Source organism: Psittacicella melopsittaci (genome assembly GCF_003585925.1).
In the GTDB taxonomy this organism is placed as follows: Bacteria; Pseudomonadota; Gammaproteobacteria; order Enterobacterales; family Psittacicellaceae; genus Psittacicella; species Psittacicella melopsittaci.
Window position 1 is genome coordinate 1 of the sequence record NZ_NRJH01000006.1, and the last position, 23167, is coordinate 23167.

5 protein-coding genes are annotated in these 23167 nt (G+C 38.6%); 1 reads left to right on the plus strand and 4 read right to left on the minus strand.

Features of this window, described 5'->3' with window-relative positions; genetic code table 11:
* Positions 1-379: 379 nt before the first annotated feature.
* Positions 380-661, plus strand: a complete 282-nt coding sequence (locus tag CJP74_RS00635; protein WP_119496346.1) for a hypothetical protein — start codon at positions 380-382, stop codon at positions 659-661.
* Here CJP74_RS00635 and CJP74_RS00640 read toward each other — a convergent pair.
* The 4 genes from CJP74_RS00640 to CJP74_RS00655 form a co-directional block, all read right to left on the minus strand.
* Entirely contained in the window at positions 658-13554 is a 12897-nt protein-coding gene (locus tag CJP74_RS00640; RefSeq protein ID WP_119496347.1) for a beta strand repeat-containing protein, read from the minus strand. The two genes, CJP74_RS00635 and CJP74_RS00640, sit on opposite strands and share 4 nt — an antisense overlap.
* Before the next feature lie 955 nt (positions 13555-14509).
* Positions 14510-15073 carry a DJ-1 family glyoxalase III gene (locus CJP74_RS00645; RefSeq protein WP_119496348.1) on the minus strand — a complete coding sequence of 188 codons (564 nt, stop codon included), beginning with the start codon at positions 15071-15073 and terminating at the stop codon, positions 14510-14512.
* Between the two features lie 72 nt (positions 15074-15145).
* On the minus strand, positions 15146-20899 hold the full coding sequence (gene hrpA, locus CJP74_RS00650; RefSeq protein ID WP_119496349.1) for an ATP-dependent RNA helicase HrpA: 5754 nt from the start codon (positions 20897-20899) through the stop codon (positions 15146-15148).
* Positions 20900-20910: 11 nt separating this feature from the next.
* Positions 20911-23160 carry a DEAD/DEAH box helicase family protein gene (locus CJP74_RS00655; protein WP_119496350.1) on the minus strand — a complete coding sequence of 750 codons (2250 nt, stop codon included), beginning with the start codon at positions 23158-23160 and terminating at the stop codon, positions 20911-20913.
* Between the last annotated feature and the right edge of the window lie 7 nt (positions 23161-23167).

A 23167-nucleotide genomic window follows, 5' to 3' on the forward strand; every position in this document is an offset into this window, starting at 1 on the left:
GATTACAGATACAGAACCATTTTGAGTTGTTACAGTTACGTTGTCTTCAGCTTTTACATTAGTACCATTACCCATGTAAACACCTTGGTTACCAGTTACATTTACAGATCCGTTTTCACTTGTAACGTTAGTTGCGTTAATAGTTGTAGTGCCGTTTTTTGCATCTACATTAACTACTTGTTTACCAGAGATATTACTATTTTCGATAGTAGTGTTCTCTTTAGCAGTAATGTTAACTGAACCATTGTTCGCTGTTACGTTAGAACCGATAACTGAAATTGAACCGTTTGGTGTAGTAACAGTTACGTTCTCTGAAGCTGTAACATTAGTACCATTACCAATGTAAACACCTTGGTTACCTGTAATAGTAGCTGAACCATTGTCAACACTTACATTAGTAGCATTAACTGTCGCTGTACCATTAGTTGCATTAATAGTAACGCCTTTGCTACCTGTAATGTTCGAGTTCTCAATAGTAGTGTTTTCTGCAGCCGTAATGTTAACTGTAGCGTTAACTGCTGTTACATTTGAGCCAGTTACACTAATTGAACCATTTGCTGAAGTAATGCTTATGTTAGAGCCATCAGCTGAGGTTACATTAGTACCATTACCAATATTAACACCTTGGTCACCTGCAATAGTTACATTGCTTGTATTTTAGGTTACCGTAGAGTTGTTAATAGTAGTTGTACCATTAGTTGTATTAATGTTCACTGTACCATTACCAACTGTAGTTGAGTTAATAATGGTTGTACCATTTGGACTTGAAATAGTTAGGTTACCGTCACTACCACTTGCTTTACCAGTTGAGTTAACTACTGAGTCTTCAATAGTTACACGGTTACCTGAGTTAAGTACTAGGTCAGAGTCAGTTGTAACATTTGAGCCATTAACAATACTAATGTTGCCCTTGTCAGCATTAATGTATGTTGGCGAATAGTTAGTTACACTTGTACCATCTAAGGTTGTATCACCTTCAGTTGCATTGATTACTGCAGTACCTGTGTTGTCACCTGTGAATGATGAGTTAGTTAAAGTAACATTAGTACCAGTTAGATTTAGGTTCGAAGAACCAGTTGCAGTTGTGTTGCTTACACTTAGGTTACCTTCGCTTGCAACTACGCTGATATTCGCATTAGTTGATTCTGGAACCGCAATGCTTGCATTGTTCACAGTTGCAGTTTTACCTGAAATTACAACTTGAGCATTATTTTCAGCGGTAGCTGTAATTGCAATGTTACCTACATTAACGTCATCTTTAGCTGTAATTGTTACATTAGTACCCTTAGCTTGACTACCATTGAAGGTTACGTCATTACCAGAAACGCTGAGGTTGCCTTTGTTAGCTACGAGAGCTGAGTTAGTAATAACTGTATCACCTTGAGTAGTAGATACATTCACGCTACCATTTGCACTAATAGTTGCATTAGTGATAGTGGTTGCATTTGGACTAGATACACTAATGTTGCCTGTTTCTGAAGTAGAGTTAACTGTTGAGTCTGCAATAGTTACGCGGTCACCTGAGTGGATTTCTAGATCACCGTCTGTTTCTACTTTAGAGCCGTTAACAATACTAATGTTGCCGTTATCTGCACTAATTGTTGTTGGCGTGTAGTTAGTTACACTTGTAGCATTAAGAACTAGATCACCCTTAGTTGCGTTAATTACCGCTTCGCCTGAGTCATCACCAGTGAATGATGAGTTAGTTAAGCTTACATTGCTACCTGTTACATTTAAGTGAGCTGCTCCAGTTGAACTTGAGTTGCTTACACTTACATCACCTTGGTTAGCAGTAATGCTTACTGAAGCATTAGTACCTGTAGGTGCGGTAATAGTAACATTTTCTACACTTGTAGCGTTACCTTTAATTACAACTTGAGCATCTTTGCCTGCTGTTGCGCTTATTGGGCTATTAGCTACACTTATAGTTTCATTTGCGGTAATGCTTACATTAGTACCACCGATAGTACCACCGTCTACAGATACATTGTTACCTGCAAGAGTAGTATTACCTTTTTCTGATACTAGGCTAGTACCATTGGTGCTGAGGTTGTTAGTTGCAGTTACATTAACTACATCTGTACCGTTAATCGCACCACCTGTGAGGCTAATGTTATTTGCACTTAAAGTTACATTAGGCGTATTAATGCTGAGGTTAGTTGCATCTATTTCCTTAGCACTTACGCTTAAGTTTGAACTTGCATTTAAAGTAGTGCCATTAGTCACACTAAAGTTAGTCGTAGTTAAACTAATATTAGGTGCAGTTACATTTACATTATCCGCAAAACTTAAGTTAGTTGGAGCGGTAATGTTAATAGATCTTACTGCAGTCAAGCTACCGTTGCTTACCGCTACGCTACCATTTGGAGCAGCAAGGTTAAGGTCACGACCTGCGTGGTAACTTGAGTTAGTTGAAGTTAAGTTTACATCACCTGTAACACTTAAGTCACCTGTACCAGAGCTAAAGTTAGAGTCGCTAATTGTTGTATTTAGCGTACTTAGGTTACCTAAAGAAATAGTATCAGTCGAAGTTACGCTAGTGTTACTAATGCTTAGGTTAGACGCTCTAACTGTAGTGTTACCTTTGATATCAGCTGTAACATTATCAATAGTTACATTATTAGTTGCACAAATAGTTAGGTTAGTACCTGAAGCCGTAGTGTGGTCAACATTTACTGAACCATTATCAGCACTAATAGTTAGATTGTTGTTACCATTAAGGGTAGATACATTACTTACATTAACGTTACCAGCATAACCGTTATCTTTAGTTGTAGCTTGTAGAGTAACATCTCCACCTTTTGCGTTTAAGGTAGTATTGTCAACAATTAATACATCTACTTCATCAGTACTTGCACGTCCACTTGCTGAAGTTGCAGTTACCGTGATATTACCTGAAGTCGAAGTAAAGTTCGAACCATTAGTAATACTTACATAAGATGCACCTATATTAATGTCATCTTTAGTCGATATATTAGTGTTATCTGCATAGAATGCAGGTGTAGTTAGGCTCAGTGCTCCTTGGTTTGCCGTTACATTAGCATTTTGTAGACTTACTGCCCCTCCAAAGGTATAGAAGCTTACATTAGCTGTGTTCGATTGGTAAGTACCATTAGTTGCATTAATGTAAAGGCTAGCTACTACATCAACGGTACCATTAGCAATTAAGCTTGCTTGCGTTAATTCTGCTTCCCCACCAAACGCATACACGCTTACATTACCATGTTGTGCAGTTAAGGTTGCATTCGGGAAGGTTACCTCACCTGCATATGCAATAACTGAAATATTGTTGTAAGCGTTAATTACTGAACCCTTACCACTAATAATTTCCCCGTCGATGTTGCTCTCAGAGAAGATAGTTACAGAACCGCATGAGCTATTAATTGGTGAACCTGTGAAAGTAATACCTGTATCACCGTAAATATCTACGTTATTTTTCGCATCAACACTTGCCGCATTTAAGGTTACGCTACCATTGAAGCTCGTAATATTTACAGCACCTTCTTGGCTCGTAATTGAGTTGTTAAGTACACTTAATGTGTTATTCGCAATAAAGTCAACGTTCGCGGTAGTATTTAAAGTACCGTTAGCCACAGTTAAATTATTAGTTGCATTTAACTGGATCGAACTTGAAGTATCGCTTGTAGTTAAGTTCGAAGATTCTACAGTAATGTCAGTTGCATTTACTACTAATGAATCTTTCGAGTGTACCGATGAGTTAGTAAAGTTAACATTTTCACCTACGTTAATGTTAATACCAGCCTTATCAGCACTAATAGTTGCGTTATTCGCAATTAAGCTTCCTTGAGAAGCATTAAAGTTAACGTAACTAGTTGTTGAGTTATAAGTACCGCAAGATACTTGGATATCACCTGCAGCAGTAGTTACAGTTACGTTATTTTTAGCTTTTAAGCTTGTGTATTCAAGGTCAATACCTGTTTTTGCCGTAATTAATGCGGTATTAGAAGCATTAATATCAGCATTAGGTAAGCTAATTGAACCTTTTTGTGCCGTTACAGTTACGTTTTGGGCATTAATAATTGAACCTTGACCTTCTGTTACTACCCCAGTAATAGAGTCAGCAGAATTAATGATTACATCACCTTGATTTGAAGTAATCGGTGATTTAGTAAAGGTTATATTATTTGCCGTTGAGCAAACAGTAACTGATTTTTCTGCAACAATTGCAGCTTGATTTAATACAACATCACCACCAGTAATGGTTACACAACCTGCTTCTGTAGTAATACTATTGTTATTAACGGTCAGGTTGTTAGTTGCAGTAAAGTTAACCCCTGCTTTAGTACTTAGAGTACCGTTAGCTACAGTTAAGTTATTAGATGCATTTAACTGAATCTGACTAGAAGTATTACTTGTAGTTAAGTTGCTTGATTCAACAACAATGTCTTTAGCGTTTACTACTAGTGAGTTTTGTGAATGCACTGCAGAGTTAGTAAAGTTAACGTCATTACTTACGTTAATGTTTATACCCGCTTTAGCTGCACTAATAGTTGCGTTATTCGCAATTACGCTACCACTAGAAGCATTAAAGTTAACGTATTTAGATGTTGAGTTATAAGTACCGCAAGATACTTGGATATCACCTTTAGCTGTAGTTACAGTTACGTTATTTGCTGCTTGTAAGCTTGTTGATTCTAAGTTAACCCCAGTTTGCGCCGTAATTACTGCAGTATTAGCTGCGGTAACGTTAGCATTAGGTAAGTTAACCGAACCTTTTTGTGCCGTAACAGTTAGGTTTTGGGCTTTAATGATTGAACCTTGACCTTCAGTTACTACCCCAGTTACTGAGTTAGCAGCATTGATGGTCACATCACCTTGATTTGAAGTAATCGGTGATTTAGTGAAGGTTATATTATTTGCCGTTGAACAAACAGTAACTGATTTATCTGCAACAATTGCAGCCTGATTTAATACAACATCACCACCAGTAATGGTTACACAACCTGCTTCTGTAGTAATACTATTGTTATTAACGGTTAGGTTGTTAGTTGCAGTAAAGTTAACCCCTGCTTTAGTACTTAGAGTACCATTAGCTACGGTTAGGTTATTAGTTGCATTTAACTGAATTTGACTGTTAGTATCACTTGTAGTTAAGTTGCTTGATTCAACAACAATGTCTTTAGCGTTTACTACTAGTGATTCTTTAGAATGCACTGCAGAGTTAGTAAAGTTAACGTCTGCTGCAACGTTAATGTTTACACCCGCTTGAGCCGCACTAATAGTTGCGTTATTCGCAATTACGCTACCTTGCGAAGCATTAAAGTTAACGTATTTAGTTGTTGAGTTATAAGTACCGCAAGATACTTGGATATCACCTGTAGCTGTAGATACAGTTACGTTATTTTCTGCTTTTAAGCTTGTTGACTCTAGGTTAACCCCTGTTTGTGCGTTAATAACAGCCGTATTAGTTGCCGTAACATTAGCATTAGGTAAGTTAACCGAACCAGTTTGTGCGGTTACTGTTACATTTTTCGCATTAATTACTGAACCTACATCGTCAGTTACTACCCCTGTTACAGAGTCAGCTGCGTTAATGGTCACATCACCTTGGTTCGAAGTAATAGGTGATTCAGTAATAGTTACATTGTTTGCTGTTGAGCATACTACTACCGAGCCATTAGAGATAATTTCTGCAGAATTTAACTCAACTTGACCACCTTGAATAGATACTGCACCTTTTTCAGTAGTAATACTATTATTGTAAACGCTAAGGTCGTTGCCTGCAGTAAAGTCAACGTTTGCTTTAGTACTTAGAGTACCATTAGCTACGCTGAGGTTATTAGTTGCAGCTAGGGTAATTGCACTACCTTCGTTAGAAGTCGTGAGGTTCGAAGCTTCTACGCTAATGTTATTTGCATTTACTTTTAGACTCTCATTAGAGCTAATATTGGTGTTATTGAAGGCAATGTTATTTGCCGCTTTAATACCAATAGAAGTTGCATTAATGTTCGAGCCATTAGTAGTAAAGTTAGCGTCATCAGCTGTAGTAGTGAAGTTAATGGTTCCGTTAATTGCGTAAGCATTTGAGTTATCAAATGATACTGAACCATTAGAAGTCATTGCTACATTACCGTTAGTAGCGTTATAGTTACCACCTGCAGCAGAAATTGAACCATTAGTTGCAGTTACATTAACGTTTTGTTGCGCTGATACCCCTGATGCATTTAAGTCTACATTGTTACCAGCAGTTACAGTTGCATTGTTACCTGCAAGAATACCTGCGTTAGGTAAAGAAACATTACCTTTAGCAGTAATAGTTACATTACCTTGTCTGCTTTCAACTAATACTTGTGGGTAGTTCTCTTGGTAAATACCTACAATATCATTACCAGCGTTGAGGGTAATGTTACCTGTATTTGCTGAAATCGGCGTAATAGAGAAGGTTAAGTTATTTGTAGCTGTAACATTTACGTTTTTCTCTGCAGTTAAGCGAGCTTCTACTAATGAAACATTAGCTGCACTTAGGCTAGCATTACCTGTAGCACAGATTTCACTTCTATTTGTTACGCTTAGGTTTTGCGTTGCATTTAAGCGAACGTTAGAGTCAGTACCTGTAACTTGGACTTTTGAGTTATTTAAGTTAATGTTGTTCGCTTTAATTTCTAAAGTTTCTTTAGAAACAATGTTTGAACTTTGGTCATTAACATCATTACCTACAGTAATGTTAATACTACCGTCAGCAGCTGTTACGTTAGAGTTAGTTGCATTAAAGTTACCTGCAGTTGCAGTGATATTAACTTCTGCATCAGAACTATTAGCTACTACTGTAGCATTAGTTAATTCAACGTTTTGTCCTGCAGTTAAGCCTACATTACCATTAGTTGCCGTTACCGTTGCATTAGCTAAGCTTAGGTTAGTAGTTGCATTAAGGTTAGCATGGTTACCAGCTAATACTTGAGCTCCATTCGAGCTAATATTACCACCCGTTAAGCTTGCATTACCTGTAGCATAAACTTGGCTACCATTGCTGAGGCTTAAGTTATTTGTAGCTTCAAGCGTTACATTAGCATTAGTACCTGTAGCATTTACGCTTGAATTAATAAGGTTAAGGTCATTCGCCTTAACATAAGCGTGGTTTGCTAAAGAGGTAATATTTAATGCTGTTGCCGTTAAGGTACCGTTTACTTTAACTTCAACTGATTCTTTTGCTACTAAAGTAGCATTATCTGTATTTGCGGTTTGGTTAACAATTACACCAATAGTTGTAGCTGCATTTAATACCGATGCACCAGATAAGCCTACGTTTTGTGCAGTTACGTTAATAGAACGATCAGCACGGATATTACTTGCATTAGAGATATTAACTGTGCCATTTGGTGCACTTAAGTTAACATCTAAACCAGCTTGTAATTTAGCTCCACTTAGATTTACAAAATCTGTACCTGTTGCGCTTACATTACCAGCTTTAGCGGTTAAGGTTGCACCAGCAATATCAACAGTTTGTGTTGTCTCATTACCTACAGATACATCACCTTTAGTAGCTTCTAATGTACCGTTAGTAATATCAATAGTGCTACCACGCACAAAAGTATGGTTAGCAGCTGTAGCTGTAGCATTTGTTAGGTTAACCGCCGTAGCACAAATAGTAATATTTTCTCCAGTAGCAGTAATGCATGCGTTATTTACGTTTACATTCTTACCAGTTAATACTGTGCTATTACCTACAAGTTTAGCTGCATTGCTTACATTGAGGCTTTCATTAGCGTTAACCGTTAAAGTACCACAAGTAGCTTCAACTGTACTATTGCTTACATTAACATTACCTGCACTTAAAGATAGAGTATCGTTAGCTACAAGGCTAGTGTTAATTAAGTTAAGATCATTACCTAAGTTAACTTCAATTGAGTTAGCTGAGATATTAGTGTTGTCTGGAGTGTAACTACCTTGCGGAGCATTAAGTACTACTTTACCAGAAGTCCCTGTTGCAGTGATATTAGTACCAGTAGTATTAAGGTCACCCGTAGTTGCGGTTACATTAGCTACATTTACTGCAACTATCTTAGTACCGTTATTAGTAGTTACGGTCGTACCTACAACTGTTGCATTGTTACCTGTAACGCTTGAGTTAGCTACATTAGCTGCTCCATTAGTTGCACAAACTAGAGCTGTACCTTGAGATGCACTAATAGTTGAGTTAGCAACATTAGCTGTGCCAGTGCTTGCTACAACTTGTGCATCACCTGTAGATGAAGCTACAGTAGTGTTTTCAAGACTTACATTAGCACCTTGAACTAAAGTAGAGTTTTGTGCCGAAGTAATGTTAGTTGAGTTTAAGGTTGCATTACCTGCAGCTTTAACTTGGATTGAACCATTACCCACTAAAGAAACATTATCTGTAGTTACATTAGCTGAAGCATCAACACCAATTGAGGTTGAAGCGTTAAAGGTAGAGGCATTGCTGAGGTTAACATTAGTTGCAGTAATGTTAATTGAGCGTACTGCTTGTACCTTAGAGCTGTTTGTAATGTTTACTGTACCAGATGGAGAAGATAGGTTAACATCACGTGCTGAGTTAATTGTTGTATTGCTTACATTAACATTGCTATTACCACGTACATTAACATCTGCACTTGAACCTGAAGTTGTAAGGTTAGTGCCATTTAGGTTTACGTTTGCAGTGCTTGCGTTACCTAAAGAGATTTCCCCTGTGCTTGCGTTTAAGGTACCGTTAGTAACATTAATTGTAGTAGCACGAGCGATAACACTTCCACCTGCTACATTAGCATTTGCTAGATTTACAAGGTCTTTCGCTTCTAAGCTTACATTACCTGTAGCAGTTAAGTTACTGTTAGTAGCAGTTACTGAACTCGCTGAAGAGTTAACTAAAACACTACCACCAGCTACTTGCGTACCATTTTCTAAGCTAATGTTGTTAGATGAAGTAATGTTAGTTGTACCTCTAGCTGTACTTGAACCTATGTTCGCACTGTTAATAGTTAAGTTAGTACCGTTTACCGTAGTGTTAACTGTACCTGCAACTGTAGCACCTTGGTTAATTACAACGTTAGCACCGTTAACTGTAGCATTATCACCTGTAACCTTAGCTTGTGAGCCTTTAACTGTTACATTAGTACCGTTAACTGTAGTGTTTTTCGATACAGTACCTACAGTAACATTGTCAACTGTAACATTAGTACCGTTTACGTTAGTGCTTGTAATACCTGTAACATTAGCATTGCTGTTAATTGTTACATTGTTACCGCTGAGATTAACGTTATTACCAATTAACTTAGTTGAGTTAGTTACAGCTACGTTCGAACCATTAACGTTAGCATTAGTTTTACCAGAGATGTTAGCTTGATCTAAAGTAACATTTACAGCGTTGATACTAACATTAGTACCACCAACACGGCTCTCTGAGTAAACATTAATATTTGTTGCATTTAAGCTTGTGTCAGTACCATTTACTAAAGCATCGTTAGTTAGGTTAATGGTATTCGCTTGAATGCTAGTATTTAGACTACTATTTAAAGTAGCATTATCGAGGCTTACATTTTGTGTAGCCACAACAGCCGCATTACCTTGAGCATATAGAGTTTGGTTTGCTAGAGATACATTTACTGCGGTAATGTTCAGGTCACGACCTACAGTAAAGCTACTGCTGCCTTGACTAATAGTTACATCACCTTTAGCTGAAGTTAAGTTTAAGTCTAAGCCAGAAGTAAAGTTAGAGTTACTAATGGTTAGATTATTTTGTACGCCAACACTTACATTACCATTAGTAGCTGTTAGGTTAGATGCATTAATACTTGTGTTAGTAGTATTAGCATTACCTAGGTTAAGGTCTTTGTTTGCGGTAATGTTACTTTCTTGAACATTTAAGTAAGTTGCACCTACATTAATATTAGCTCCTGAAGAGGTAATATTTGAGTTAGATACATTTAAAGTACTAGTGTTAGAAATTAATAGATTAACGTCACCTGTACCTGAAGCAATGTTAGAGTTAGCTACATTGAGCAGACCACCAGTAGATGCACCTGAGTTAATAGTAACTGCTTGTGCTGCTGATACATTTGAGCTATTGAAGCTTAGGTTACCAGAATTAGAATTAATAACTACGTTTTGTTGTGTCGAAGTTAAATTCGAACCAGAAATGCTTAATTCCCCTGAGTTTTGGTAAAGGGTTACATTATTTTGTGCATATAACGTAGAGTCGCTGAGGTTAATAGTGTTGAAACCGTTAGAACCTGTAGTTAGAGTTACATTAGCCCCAGTTGAAGCAATGTTCGAGCCATTAACTACATTAACAGCCGTAACTGAGTTATCACCACCAAGTTGAATATTGGCATTAGCAACAACACTTGAGTTAATTACATTCAGTGTACCACTTGTATTAAATACTACTGCTGGAGAAGCTGTATCACTACCTGCCGCTAAAGTCGAAACAAACTTAGAGTTGTTTAAAGTAATATTCGACGAATCTTGCGTATGAGTAAGGATTCTTTCCCCTGTAGCATTTGTGTTGATAAAGAAAAGTGAACCATTGTCTGTGTTGTACACGCTCAGGTTACTACCTGCAGTAAAGCTACTGTTGTTAACGAGGAAGTTAACTCGGCTACCTGTAGAGCTATCGGTACGGGTAGTGCAAAGGTTAACGTCAGTTTTAGCGGTAAGGTTTGTATTATTAATGCTTAGGTTAGTAATTGTGCTATCTGTACCTACGGCAATAAATGACACATTAACGCTTTTATTTGCTGAGCTTACATTAAAGCCATCTACGCGTGTCGCACTCGTAGTGCAAATGTCGTTACCTGGTAAAAGAGTAAAACAAGCTACAGCTTCATTAGTTGAGCTAATATTAACATTCTCAATTTTAACCCCAGAGTTAACCCAAGTAAGATTTGCTTGGTTACCTGCTTTAACAGTTACATTAGTAAAGCTAGCAACATAACTAGATAATGAACTTGTATTACCAAAAGCAGTAAAGTTATTAGTTGCATTGAAAGTTACATTATTTAAGCTCGTATTGTAACTGCGGTTACTTACTATGCTAATATTGCCTGCTGCAATATTTGCATCTGTGTAGTTATTACCTAAGAAAGCAGTTGTATAGTTACCTGAAGCACTTACATTGAAGTTAGTTGCACTAAAGTAACCTTGACTCGCATTAATGCTGAGGTTCACATCAGTTGCATTAGCAAAGGTAACATTATTTACGGTTAGGTTATATGTACTTGCTGCTGCTTGCGAAGCACTAATGTTGTAGTAGCTAAGGTTAGTATTATTTAAGCTAACATTTAAAGGAGTACTGGTCGAAGTTGCGGTATTTCTTAAGGTGAAAGTACCCACATTTGCCGTATTACCAGTAAAGTTAGCTTGGTTAATCGTTAAGTTACCACCTGCAATGGCAAAGTTAATATTTGAAACATTGTTAAAGGTTGAGTTATTAACTATACTCGCAGCATTAGTGGTAGTAACAAAGGTACTATTACCTGTAATATTTGTAAAATTAAAGTTAGTAATGTTTAGTTTAGCCCCACGAGCTGAAAGACTTGAGGCTTGGTTAACCGTAGCATTAACAAAGAATACTGTACCATTAGTACTTGTACTGTTTAAACTAATGCTATTTGCCGCACTAACATTTGAGTTACTTGCGATAAAAATATCACCAGTGGTAGTAATGCTTAAACTGTTATTAGCTCTAACATTTGAAAGACCAATCGAAACTGTTGCAGCGCTATTGCTTGAGTTTAGATGATAGGTAATGTTATTTGCTGAAACGGTTGAGTTATAAACGAATAAATAAGTACCACAAGAAATATTTAAGTTTCCTGAGATATTAATAATTGCATTCTGAATAACGTTACGCGGTGCGTAAACGTTAAGTGTTGTTGACGTATTAGTTGAAGTAATATTGGTAAACCAGAATCTTACTTCATTAGAAGCATAGATACTTACGTTGGTTGTTAGTAAGTAATTTCTAATATAAGAATCGTAAACAATAGTATAGGTATTACCTGGGTGAGCAGCCTGACTATCGGTATCTCTAATAGTTGCACTTGTTGGCGTTGTTACGTCAGAAGAACAGTAATCAGTAGATAAGTTCCTATTAATTAGCGTCCAGTTAGGCGAAGTATTAATCACCAGTACTGAGTTAGGGTCTAGTAACCAAGTACCTACAGTTCCATGCTCTGATCTTGTATCTACAAATACTTGCTCAGCAAGATTTAAAACCTGCCCTGAAGTTTCCACAAAACCACCATCACCATAAACCGATGTAGCTAAGAAAGTACCACCGTAGTAACCATGGTTACCCCAAGCAATAACTTGGCCTGCATCACCTTCGGTACCTGAAACATTAATTACTGCTCCAGCGTCAATTGTAGTTTTGTCAGATAATTTTTTCTCACCTTGACCTTTTAAGTCACCACCAAGATAAACTTGTCCACCTTGTTTACCTGAAGCGTTAATTACGCCTTGGTCTGCCACATATACTACATCACCAAGTACGTTAACTGTGCCTCCAGTGCTAGTTGCATTAGAAGCATTGATCGTACCATTAATTACCACTAAGCCAGATTGATTGCTAATGTTAGCAGCTAATTGAGCATCAGTGAAATTAGTTTGTTGTACTAAGTCTGACTCAGAAGCACCGTAAAGTAAAACTTCACCGTTAGCGGTAATTGATGCTTTACGAGCTGAATCAGAAGCAGAAATTACATCAGCAAACTGTTCTGCTGAAGTGTAACCATTTGCTACTTTATTTGCTAATAAGTAAGCACGTTTAGATACAATTTCCCCAAGGTTCACTGCTTTGTTGTCGGCAGTAACTTTATAAGAAATTAATGGATTATCTAAATCTTGAATGGTAATTGACTGACCTGCAAGTAAGTAAACTGTACCATTTTTAGCTTCAAGGACACCAGTGTTTACTACTTGACCACCCACTAAAGCTAGAGTACCGTTATCGTTTACTTTAATCACCCCTTGGTTAAGGATGCTTGCTAAAGCCTTGTCTTTTTCTTGATTGAATACATAGTTGCCATTAACAAAATCTTCGTTGCTAATATCAAGCGTAGAAGCAACTAAAGATTGTACGTTAACAACTGAGTTTGCCCCAAATACAATACCTGCAGGGTTCACGATAAATACTTTACCGTTTGACTCTAAGGTACCAAGAATTTGAGACACGCTTCCGCCCAGCACTCGGTTAAGTACTGCAGAGTTTGAGCTTTCTTGGATGAATTTAACTAACTCATTAGTGTTAATGTTAAATTTATCCCACTCGATAATTGCTCCATTACTGTTAGTAATAGTAGTTACTAAGTCTTTAGTAACAATTTCCACTTTACCGTTAATTACGGTCGCACCTGATAAGGAATTAGCATAAGCTGTTCCCACCCCTGCCAGGGTCACAGGTAGTAACACTCCACCTAGCCAACGGTTTAAGCGATTAAAGCTAAACTGTTTAGCTGAGGTAGACGACTCGATCCCGTCATTTGCCGAACCTGCAATGCTATTAGTAGCAATTTCAGATACAGCATCTAAAGAGAGAGTATTTCTATTAAATTTAAGTTTATAGATCTTATTCATTCTATATTTGTAAGCTAACTTATATTAAATAAAGATAAACTTTACTATTAAATCTTTAATCAATTAAACAAAATAAGGGGAAAAATAAGAAGAGAGGAAAGAGGGGATAAGAAAGACTTTTTTTCAAGGATATTACTAATAATTAACCAAGAAAAAGTTTAGATCTTGCCAAATAAAGCTTGTCTTGCCAAATTATTTTTTCTTAGAAAGAAAAAGTAACTCTGCTGCCATGCTAGGTTACTCAACTTATAATCGCCAAATTAAGTTGTATTCTTTTTAGGCTGCCTTGCCCAAGCCATGCCTAAAAAAGATTAAAATTCTAATAGCTGCCAATTTTAGGTCTCAAAAAAATTGAGACAAATGATACCTCAAAAAAACAAGGCTCACATAATACAGATTATACTTTATTTTAATTCCTAAATATAGCTCTTTTTGCAACAAATTTTTCTAAATTTACTAAAAAGATTCTTAATTTTCCCTAAAATAGGCAATAGATGTTGCTTTTTAATAATTTCTAAAAAATGAATAATTTTGTTAATTCATAGAATGTTTAGTCAGGTATAGTCAAGGCAAAAAAATAGCGTACCTAAAAGGGGAAAGAAAAAGGCAGAATAAAGAAAATAAATTAGCAAAACTAGGGAAAAAGAGTTGATAAGATGAGGGCAAAAAGATGATTAAAAAGAGAACAAAAATTGATAAGCGAGGAACAAAAGTGACGCAAATGTGACAAATGAAGAAACAAGAAAGTAACAAAAGGAAATCTAAGAAAGTTACAAAAGAAAAACTAGAAAGTGACAAAAGAAAAAACCAAGAAATGACAAAAAACGAAAAAAACAAAGACAAATAATTACCCCCTGCGTAAACCTACGCAGGGGGTAATTTAAGCACAAAGCTCCTCAACTAAAGCTAGATGAGCTAAGCTAAGACCAAAGCTTCTCAACTATAACTACAGGAATTAAGCTAAGGTATAAAACATTTGCTCCGCAATTTCTTGTGCTTTTTCTTTACCTAAAAGAATTTCAACAATTTTAAAACCAAAGTCATAAGCACTACCAGGAGCTTGGCTGGTTAAGATTTTTTCTTCTTCAAGGTAAACTACTTTTTCATTAGTATATTTAGCTCCATGCTCTTCAAGAACACTAGCTAAGGTTGGATAACAAGTTACAGTTTTGCCTTGTAACAGGCCCATTCGTGCCACAACCGTTGGTGCCATACAAATGGCAGCTAAAAGTTTTTCAGCATGATGCGCATAGAAGGCTACATCTTTTTCAAGATCTAAGTATTTTTGTGCATCAAGAGCACCACCTGGAAGTACTAGCGCATCAAAATTAGTCATATCAGTTTCTGCGTAAAGTTTATCCGCAGTAACAGGTACATGTTGAGCTGAGTTAACTAAGTGGTGTTCATCAAGAGAGATAGTCGTAACATGAAGTCCAGCACGACGTAGTATATCTACAGGGGCTAAAGCTTCAACTGTTTCAAATCTACTAGTTAAGACGATTGCTACATGTTTTGTCATAATCACGTCCTTTAAAAAAAATGAAAATAAAGAGAGAGCAAAGGCATGCTCTCTCTTTATTATACGCTAAAACTAAATTACATTTTCTTTAAGTTGCTCAACGTATTGTTCGATACGTTTGCTCGAAACTGGAATACGCGAACCTATGGTTTGAGCAAAAAGACTCACCCTAAACTCTTGGATCATAAAAAAGAGATCGGTAAGAGCTTGAGGATCGCGATATACAGGCCAGTTTTGGGCTAGTTGCTGATAAACTTGCTCCCAGTGATTAACTTCCTCTTGACGTTTTTGGTCGAGGGCAGGATTTTGTCCCATACGTTCGAGGCGATATAGAATTGCCTCGAGGTATCTAGGTACCTGGCTCAGTTGCTCAAGAGAGTGTTCAGCCACAAAGTCTGGACGCGTTAAGGTCGCTAATTGTTGTTTAATGTCATTAGCACCAAGCATTACTTCAAGATCTTTTGGTTTTTTCAGTTCTTTATTAATGCTATTGGCAAGAACCAGAATTTGTTCTACCAGCTGGGCAACTTTATAAGTATCGGCATTTATCTCACTACGCATTTTATCCAGCATAAAGAGATAATAGCTTTTATCCCAAATAAATGGCTCACTCTTATTGCCTTGTTTGCGCGAGAGCTCTTGGGCTTGAGCTTCATAAGTGCGCATAATGTGATCGGCTGCACTACGAATACATTCGGCAATAATTTTACTTACATTACCGCTAAAGTACATAGCTAATTTAGCTTTGTTTGGCAGTTTTTCTTGTAAGAATTTAATTGGGTTTTGGCTATTGAGTAAAAGTAGATCACGTAAACCTGCGTGCATTACTCGGGCTTGCTCACTGGCTGTAGCTAGGTTTTGGATAATAACTCCAGCAGCTATATGATTTTGCACTAGATCGCTATTACCCAGTTCTTCTTGCACCGCTTGCATTTGTCGTGCCAGAGCTTTTTGTTTTTCGGGCTCGAGGCTAAGTACAGGAACTAAAGCTGGATAGCTATCTAGAAGTACGCCACCTTTTTTGAGTTGTTGCATTTGCCCAAAGTTGGTAAACTCAAAATCAGTATAAACCTTAGCTCGTGAGAGATCTTGCTTGCTTTTACTATTTACAAGTTCTTGCGACGTGTGTTGCAGATCTTGTTGTAATTGGGCTAGATCATTACTTTGTGCCATTACTTGTCCTTCTAAGTCAAGAACGGTAAAGTGCACTTGTAAGTGAGCAGGAAGGTTATTGGCAGCTTCTTGCCAAATACTTGCCTCGATATAACTCCCGTTAATTTGCTTGAAGGTTTGAGCAAGAACCTGGTAAAAACTCAGCACTTTACCTTTTTCTTGTAGCACATGATCAATGCGTTCACAGAAAACACGAGCGTAATCTGGAGCAGGAATTAATTGCTTACGTAAGTTTTTTGGCAAATTACGAATTAAAGTTTCTACCAGTTCTTCACGGTAGTTGGCGATGTGCCATTGATAGAGGCGATAATCCAAGCCTTGTAAAAACTGAATAGGGATAAGGACGTTAACTCCATCCCATGGCGACTCTGGCTCAAAGAGGTAATTAAGTTTTAGTTTCCAGTTTTGATCCTGAATATACTCAGGGAATCTAGTTAAAGCTTGTTCTGGATTAAGAATTTGCTCTAAATCTATATCGAGATAGTGCGGATCTTTTTTGCTTTGTTTTTCCCACCAACGTGTAAAGCTCACATTATTATTGACATGAGCAGGAATACGAGCGGCATACCAAGCGTAAAGATCTTCTTCGGAAATAATTAAGCCACGTTTGCGCTGTTGCTCTTCAACTTTTAGTGCCTGAGCTAAAAGGGTGTTATTGTGCAGATAAAACTCAAAATCTTGATCCCAGTTTTGTTCAACTAGAGCTTGACGAATAAAAATTTGGCGGCTAGTTTCAGGATCAATTTTGCCGTAACTCACCAGACGCTTATCAACAATAGTTAACCCAAAGAGATTTGCACTCATATAAGCACAAACTTCACCACGACGTTTTGACCAATGCGGTTGTTGATAAGCATATTTGAGTAAGTGACGGGCATAAGGTTCAACCCAACTTGGCTCAATACTTGCCCCTAACATCGCATAGGTTTGGTTGAGGTGGAGCATTTCGCTTACCATTACCCAAGACTTGCGTTGTTTATATAACACCGAGGTATTAAAAAATCTAAACGCCTTGCCACGCGCACCACGATATTGCATCTTATCAGCTGAGTCAATTTGGGCTATATGGTCGAGCAGACCAGGAAGCATAGCCCGGTGAATTTCAGGATAATTGGCTGGGAGTTGATTCATTTTGAGCTTGAGCTGTAAAGCTACGAGCTTAAGCTGACTATAGAGATCTTGCCATTCGCGTACACGTAAGTAGTTAATGTAACGACGTTTACAGAACTTTCTAAATTGCGTATTTGACATTTTCTCCGCAAAAAGGAAATGCCAGAGATTTAGTAAAGTCATGTAATCCGAGTTTTTATCCTTGTACTCAGCATGGAGTTGTTGAGCATGCTCAGTTTTGCCTTGCGGTCTTTCGCGGACATCAACCACAGTCATCCCCGCAGCAAGGATTAACATTTCATTGAGTGAACCAAGATGTGAAGCTTCAAGGATCATACGTCCTAAACGTGGGTCTACAGGTAACTCGGCAAGTTGTTTGCCCAGTTTGTTAATCGCATAACCATTTGGAGTAACATAAATTGCTTGCAGTTGTTCAAGCAGACGCAGACCACTACGAATAAACGAGCGTTCTGGAGCATCTAAAAACGGAAAATCTTCGATATGCGGAAGATTTAAGCTCAACATTTTAAGAATTACTGCCGAAAGATTAGTACGTTTAATTTCAGGATCGGTAAACTCAGGACGCGAGTAAAAGTCTGCTTCACTATAGAGACGAATACAAATACCTGGGCTTGTACGTCCACAACGTCCTTTACGTTGGTTTGCCGAAGCTTGAGAAATAGCTTCAATTGGTAAACCTTGTACTTGCGTTTTATAGTTGTATCGTGAAATTCTTGCCGTACCTGCGTCGATTACATATTTAATTCCAGGTACAGTTAGAGAAGTTTCAGCAATGTTAGTGGCAAGAATAATGCGTAAATTACCGTCTGGTTTAAAGATTAACTGTTGCTCTGTCGAAGAGAGGCGACTATATAAAGGTAATACTTTTAAGCCTGGGTAACGGCGATTAACATGTGTAAAGTGTTGGCTCAGTTCATTTGCCACATCACGGATTTCGCGTTCACCAGAAAGGAAGACGAGAATATCCCCATGCCCTTCTTGTAAAAGCTCTTCAGAGGCTGCAATTACCCCTTGGCTTAGTTCGAGTGAAGAATCTTCATCATCGGCATATTTACGGTAAGCTTTAAAGGCTTTAGCGTCCTTGTCGCTAGTACCAAAACCATGGCGAGCTTGGTATTGCGGATAAGCAAAACCACTCGCTTGCTCTTGAGATGCAGAAAATTCTTGCTCTGCAAGATTTGGTTGCGAAGAAGCTTGCTTTAATTTTTCTTCTGCTTCAGCTTGGCTTGACCTTAAGCTCGCTTCTTGACTTTGTTTAGCTGCTAGTTCTTCTGGTTTTGGTGACTTGTCACTGTAAATACGACGCGAAAATGCCGAGTGAGAGTCATTGTCGCTGGCATAAGGGTTTACCGTACTTAAACCAAAAGTCTCATCGGCCGCTAGGTTGCTGTGACGACGAGATCTACCTATGCTAGTGCCACGCGGAGGCAAGTTAGCAGGTTGTCCGAGAGCTGAACTTGCAGGAGTTGCTTCAGGAGTTGCACTGGCGTGAGCAGTTTCTTCTGCTCTTTCCTGGCTAGTTACGGCAGTACTTGAGTTTGCAATTTCTGCTCCACTTGCATTAGTGGTTCCAGAGGCATTTGCATTAGTACTTGTCTCTTCATTTACTTTTGTAGAAGAACTCGCTTCTTTAAAAGCAGAAGCAAAACTATTTTCCACCTCACCAAAGCTATAAGTACGACTTTGAGCTGAATAGCTTGAATCTTCTTCAGCAAAAGCACTTGAGTCAGAAACAAACTCATCCAAAGTAAGAGGACGATATCTTACTTCTACTGGGTAAGTGCGTCCTGCCACTTCCACTATTGGGCAATTATTAAAGTGACGCGAAAAACGATGTACATCAATAGTTGCCGAGGTAATAATTACTTTTAAGTCAGGACGGCGAGCAAGAATAAGTTTTAAATAACCTAAGATAAAGTCATTGTTTAGTGAACGTTCATGTGCCTCGTCAATAATTAAACAAGAGTATTGTTTAAGGAGAGGATCATTTTGCATTTCTGCCAGTAAGATACCATCGGTCATGAGCTTAATATGGGTATTAGGCGAAACCTGCTCATTGAATCTTACTTTATAGCCTACTAAATCGCCCAGTTGCGTTTCGAGTTCATCGGCAATACGCTTAGCTACTGATGATGCGGCAATACGACGTGGTTGCGTATGACCAATATAACCATGCTTACTAAAACCTAACTCTAAACAGAGTTTAGGAATTTGCGTAGTTTTCCCTGAACCTGTATCCCCTGCCACCACAATAACCTGGTTGTGACGTAAGAGTTTACGAATCAAATCAATTTGATTTGACACAGGTAAGTCAGGAGTATAGGAAATAACATTAGGCACACTTGCTTGGCGTTGGAAGTAGCTTTTAAAGCCTTCTAAAGTCAGCTGCACCAGTTTTTCGAGTAGTTGCTTTTGTCCTTGGCTCGCATTTAAGCTAGTAATGGCTTGGCTAACTTTAGCGTTTTTCTCTTCTTGTCCTAGCCAGGTTGGGAAAAAGTCTTGCAGTTGACTAACGCCCAGAGCTTGCAGAAAAGCAGTTATATGCTGAGGTTGTAACTGCTCTTGTTGTTTTTGTCCCGCAAGGCGCAGTTGACGTAAAATGTACTCTTCTTGACTAAGAGTAAGATTACTTTTAGCTAAGAGCTCTAAACAAATTTTATTAGCTTGTAGATTTACCTTAAAGTTAGGTGCTCTAGAGACTGAGTTTTTGGTTTTTACGTTTTGTTTTGTGCTTGCTGTCTCTAGTTCTTGCTCTTGCTCTAGCTCTTGCTCCAACTCTTGCTGCTGCTCTTTATGAGCTTGCACCTTACGCTTTTTCGCAGCTAGGGCATCGAGTTGACGTAAAACGGCACTTTCTTCTTCGTTGCTTTCGGCAAATTGCGGATCAGCAACGCGCGTAGCCTGAGCTTGAGAGGCGTTTTTAGGTGCCGACATGCCCACATAAGTTGAGCTTTCAGGGCTCTTGGTTACCAGAGCTTGGAGCTTATGAGCTATAGGGTTATCAGTAATCTTGCGCGGGTTAGCTTGGGATACAGCCTGCTTAATTGCCCCTACGGTTGCTACTGGAGCTGAGTTAGCTGCTTTTTCTTTTGGGGTTGCAGGGCGCGGAGACTTCTCCTCCGCTGAGCTAGGAGCAGTTGAGCTCGGCTCGGTCGCTTTTTTCTTGCTCCCAAGCTTATAGCCCCCAAAACCTGCTTGGCGAATTGGTGCCGAGTTTTCTTTTTCACTTTGGGCTAAATTCGCACGGAGTTGAGCAAGAGCTGAGAGGTCATTACCCAGAGCTTGCCCTTTACCTTTTTTCTGGCTCGAGGTTTTATTCTCGCCACTTGGAGTGGCTTTTTTTGTTCCTGGAGCAAAGAATTTTTGTTGTTTTTTGGCAGGTGCAGACTCAGGCTCGGGAGCCTGGTCTTGCACTAGTCCTTTGAGTTTGGCTTTGAGCTCGTCATCAAGAGCTATTTTTGCCGAAACTTTATTTTTCTTGCCTAAATTAGCTAGCGTCGAACGCCAATCATTAGTAGACATAAAATTCCTTATTATTTGCGCCGACGACGGGCGGTGAAAATATTAAATTTAGTTTCACTAAGGTCAGTACCAACTTCTTGTGCCTCTTTGCGCATTTGCTCATACTCTGGGGAGCCAGGCAGAGGAATACCACGTTTTTTAGGAGTATGCTCTTCAGGTTGGGGACGGAGACCTTGCTCGATTTCTTGGGCTTCAACTTGAGCTAGAGCTTCGTGGGCTGCTTTTTTACTAGCTTGGTTTAAAGCCACGCGACGGGCATTAACCATTTGTTGTTCGGCATCTACACTTGCAATTTCTTCACTAACAAAGCCTAGATCCTCAATATCCTCAAAGAGATCCTCAAAGCCTTCATCATAAGAACGGGCAATAATGTTATTGAGATATGAGTTAGCTACTGCCGTACGTGGAGTTTTATTATGGCGTTGGTTGTAATCCATTTGTAACTGGCGACGATTTTGTGTTTGCTCAATTGCTTCAGCAATTTGTTTGGTCATTTTATTGCGGTTGTTCATATAGATAACAACCTTACCTTTGGTGTTACGAGCAGCACGTCCAATTACCTGAATTAAAGAAGTTGTATCGTTTAAGAAACCACCTACATCGGCATAAACAATTAATACTTTTTCTACGCGCGGAATATCTAAACCTTCACGAATGAGGTTTACCCCAATAATTACATCAAGAGGAGCAAGATTAGGGTCGGCTGCTTGCAGTCTTTCTACGAGCTCTCGTCTTTCTGGAGCTGGCGTTTCTGCGAGCATTACTTTAGCCTTGTAACCCAGATCTTGAAGGAGTAACTCATAGTTACGAGCAATTTTACTATCTGGGCAACGTAAAAGTACAGCACCCCCATTGGCACGCGTTTGGTTAATCTGTTGGATAACATGCTGGGTATAGCTTACGCCTTCAAGTTCATCAACATATACTACCTCGATTTCTGGATCAAGTAAGTAGGTTGGACGAATAAAGAGTCTAGCTACATGCTCGGGACCCGAAAGATCTAATTCGCGTTGGTTTGGGGTTGCCGAAACGTAAATAGTTTGGAAATTGTACTCGCGTACTTCGTGCCCCTTTAGCGGACGATTAATTACACACGAAGGTAAACGAATACCGTTGGAAATTAGATCCTTTTTACGGGAAAAATCGGCTGCCGAAGCCGCTTGAATTTGCCCTAATGCTAAGTGAGATTCATCAATAAAGAATACTGTATCCTTAGCAAGGTAACTCATGAGCGTATAAGGGCGCATGTTTTCATAGTCGTCGGGAGTATACTCACGCTCCATGTTTTCGCGGTTAAAGTACCAAGCGTAGTTTTCAATCCCGTTACAGTAGCCATTAACAAGTAATTCATTAATGTCATCTTCGAGGCGTTGAACTAAGAGTTCATATTGATCAGGACGGAGGACATTGCGTTGCCCTTTAGCTTCTTTGAGCATTTTTTCGCCCATGATTTTAATTTCATCTGGAGTATAGAAGTCTTGAGCATAACGCGTTGCTGGGTAAATATGCCCAGATTTTAACCCTCTTTGCCCATCTAGGATTTCCCCTGTGTCTATATTACGCGTACGAAAATCTATGCGTTCGAGTAAACCCATATCATCAAAGCGTAGTTCCCAAACGCGCATGGTTTCTTCATAGGCATTAGAACAAATAAAGGCCTTGGATTCAGTGAGGCGATAGAGACCACGTGCGAGTTTATGTTGCGTTTGACGATAACCTGAGTGTTCGAGTTTAACAACAAGTTCGTTAATGTTAATCGGGTTCTCCAGATCTAAGTCAATAATTGACTTACGATACATTTCTGGTGCCCCAGTACCATAAACACAAGACAGACTGGTAACTATAATGGTATCACGACGCCCTGAAGAGAGAGCAGTGGTCGCATCTAGCACCATTTGTTCGAGAATTTCATTAGTTACTGATTGCTTGGTATGGAACTCACTATTTTTGACAAACTCAGGACGATATAAATCGAAGGTTGAAACATAGTAGTGTACAGCATTGTTTGGGAAAAATGCTTTAAGTTCTTCGTAGAGCTGGTAAGCTAAGATTTTATTTGGGCTATAGATAATTGCCGGGCGATTAGCCTGAGCAATAATATTAGCCATGGTAAAGGTTTTCCCTGAACCTGTTACCCCATGGATGGTCATATCCCTTACTCCCTCATCAAGCCATTGGCTCACTTGGGAAATGGCACTAACCTGATCCCCTGCGGGTTGATAGTTAGAGACAAGATCAAATAGTTTTTCTGTTGTTTGCATTTTTTCC

Excerpts from the sequence above, each read along its gene's own strand:
- CJP74_RS00640 (WP_119496347.1), bottom strand. The coding sequence starts at position 13,554 with ATGAATAAGATCTATAAACTTAAATTTAATAGAAATACTCTCTCTTTA.
- CJP74_RS00645 (WP_119496348.1), bottom strand. The coding sequence starts at position 15,073 with ATGACAAAACATGTAGCAATCGTCTTAACTAGTAGATTTGAAACAGTT.
- hrpA (WP_119496349.1), bottom strand. The coding sequence starts at position 20,899 with ATGTCTACTAATGATTGGCGTTCGACGCTAGCTAATTTAGGCAAGAAA.
- CJP74_RS00655 (WP_119496350.1), bottom strand. The coding sequence starts at position 23,160 with ATGCAAACAACAGAAAAACTATTTGATCTTGTCTCTAACTATCAACCC.